Raw genomic sequence first — 2,414 nt, 5'->3', positions numbered from 1 at the left:
CACGCCGCCAGCGTTCATCCTGAGCCAGGATCAAACTCTCAAATTAAAAGTTTAATCATTTACTCATATTACTTATAAAAGAATTGCTGGTTTACTTAAATTTATCTGTTTAATTTTCAAAGATCATTTCTTTCATTTATCTTGTCGCATTCAATCGACTAGTTTAGTTTACTACTTTAGTCGTTTCTTGTCAATAACTTTTTAAAAGTTTTTTTAATTTTATTTAAAAAAATTAACTTTTAAAAGCTTTTATCGACATCAACAACGTGTTTTATCTTATCATTTTAAATTTATATTTTTTCATGATGTTTTATTAAATTTCGATATTATTCTAATATTTCTTATTTTTTCAATATTATTCGTAATTTTCCTTGTAATGATACGCTTGGCAAAGTTTATAGAATTAATGTGATTGAACTACCTCTAAGCTAAAGACTTCGAAGCTTCCTAGTCAATATCCCTACGGGAACAAGTTTATCTAGGCTCTAAAAGTCGCACAGACCGGTATACTACCAATAGATTTTATACTATCAACTTTTCTAAATTGATACTTGCATTTATATCTCTATCGTATTTTATTCCACAATTAGGACATATCCATTCTCTAAGTCCTAAGCTTTTTACTTCTTTGTTTTTACAGTCACAATAAGAACAAAGCTTAGAACTTGCATAATTTGATGGTGCTACTATCATATTTCTACCATACCAACTAACTTTATTTCTATATCAACTAATATAGAAATATAATATCTATTACTTGGTGTTTTAGATATAGTACAATTTTTTATTAATCCATCAAAATTTCTGTGTTGTTTTATCTTAATCATAGATTTTAATTTAGGAATTTTTATATAACCATTTTCAATAAATACTGTTCCTTTTTGGTTATTAGTTGTATAGGAAAATCTATTTGTTTTTTTGCTTTTGAATTTTGGAAAGCCTACAGATTTATCTCTAAAGAAATTTTTATAAGCCTTTTCTAAGTTAAGTTGCTCATTTGCTAAAACTAAGCTATCAACTTCTTTAAGCCACTCAAATTCTTTTTTATATTGAGCAGGTGTAGGGTATTTCATTTGCTTAATGTCTAATTATTTATTTTCTTCATAAGACTTAATTCTATCTGCTAACATTTGATTATATGTAAACCTAGAACAACCAAAAGTCTTACCTAAATATATTTTTTGTTCTTCATTAGAATATAGTCTAAATTTATAAGCTTTAAGCATAGCACTCTCCTTTATATCCTTGACTTTGGATATATTTTTTCAAGACTTCAGAACTAACATGACCTATGGTTGAAACAAAATACCCATCTGTGAAAAACGTTCTTTCTTTCCAAAAAAGTTTTTCTAAATAATAAGAAAAATCTTTCCATAATCTTATAGTAGTTTGTTCCTTCAAAACTCTTATAATCATTAATAGACATATTTTAGGCTCTGTTTCAACCATTAGGTGAATATGGTCTTTGTCAGTTTCTATTTCTAATATTAAGAAATCATACTTATTTTAAATATCTATCATAGTATTTTTGATATATTCTCCATAGGGTATCATATAATTTTTGTTTTCTATATTTACAAACAAAAATTATATGATACCTTAATAGGAATTTACTATGACTTTTACTATTATACATCTAGTATCACCTCATATATTAATAATATTAGAAACAATATGGAGTATGAAATTATTATGCTAAAAAATAGAACAATAATAAGATTCTTCCATTGATACGAAACTTTACAATAAACTGAAAGAACTATCTGAACAAACTAAAATACTAATTTTTAGGCTATTAGATGAAGCTTTAGAATATTGTTGACCAAGTACAATAATTAATATTTTGTAACGAATTCATCCCTTAAACTAAAGATTTAGGATATTTATTCTATGCCTTTTTAAATATCTCCATCATAAAGATACGTAGATTCTTTATGAAAAGTTTGATACCTACAATATCTGAAGTCCTATTTCCAAGGATAATTTCAATTCTTCTATCCCTCATAGCAAATACTAAGTCAGGAAGTACATTGAGTATTTTACATTAAGAATAACTACTCTTAGCAACTATATATATTAAGTTGCACGAAAATCTCCTATACTTAATCTTGCCTAATTTAAATTATAGGTTGTATGTAACCGACTTGTATACAAAAATCGTTAAGTCAACAGTAATATTATAATCTAATTTTTAAAAAATTATTAAAATATAAACAATAAAATGAAATATAAAAAACTATGATCATACTGAAAAAAAGAAAATTAGAAAATATTTTAAATATTGTAGAAGTTATATGTTCCCTAATTATTCATGAAAAAATAAAAATCATAATAGATATGGCTTAAAATAATGCTTTTCTACAAAAAAAAATTCACCTATTAGGTGAAAAAGTATAGAAAAAAGGATTCAACCC

At 25.2% G+C, this 2,414-nt stretch carries 1 protein-coding gene and 2 pseudogenes; 1 reads left to right on the top strand and 2 read right to left on the bottom strand.

Annotation, left to right across the window (positions count from 1 at the left end; translation table 11 throughout):
• Positions 1-522: 522 nt before the first annotated feature.
• Both GBZ86_RS15000 and tnpA read right to left on the bottom strand, forming a co-directional pair.
• Positions 523-1,226: pseudogene (locus GBZ86_RS15000) on the bottom strand (RNA-guided endonuclease TnpB family protein).
• Positions 1,219-1,636, bottom strand: a pseudogene (gene tnpA, locus GBZ86_RS14995) (IS200/IS605 family transposase). The pseudogenes GBZ86_RS15000 and tnpA overlap by 8 nt, the downstream one beginning before the upstream one ends.
• A gap of 90 nt (positions 1,637-1,726) precedes the next feature.
• Between tnpA and GBZ86_RS18740 the strand changes: the two are divergent.
• Entirely contained in the window at positions 1,727-1,822 is a 96-nt protein-coding gene (locus GBZ86_RS18740; RefSeq protein WP_422678934.1) for a ribbon-helix-helix domain-containing protein, read from the top strand.
• The last annotated feature ends 592 nt before the right edge of the window (positions 1,823-2,414 follow it).

This window comes from Clostridium tarantellae, from assembly GCF_009295725.1.
Taxonomy (GTDB): Bacteria; Bacillota; Clostridia; order Clostridiales; family Clostridiaceae; genus Sarcina; species Sarcina tarantellae.
The sequence above is the reverse complement of the archived record's forward strand: the minus strand, read 5'-3'. Positions and strand labels throughout refer to the sequence as shown.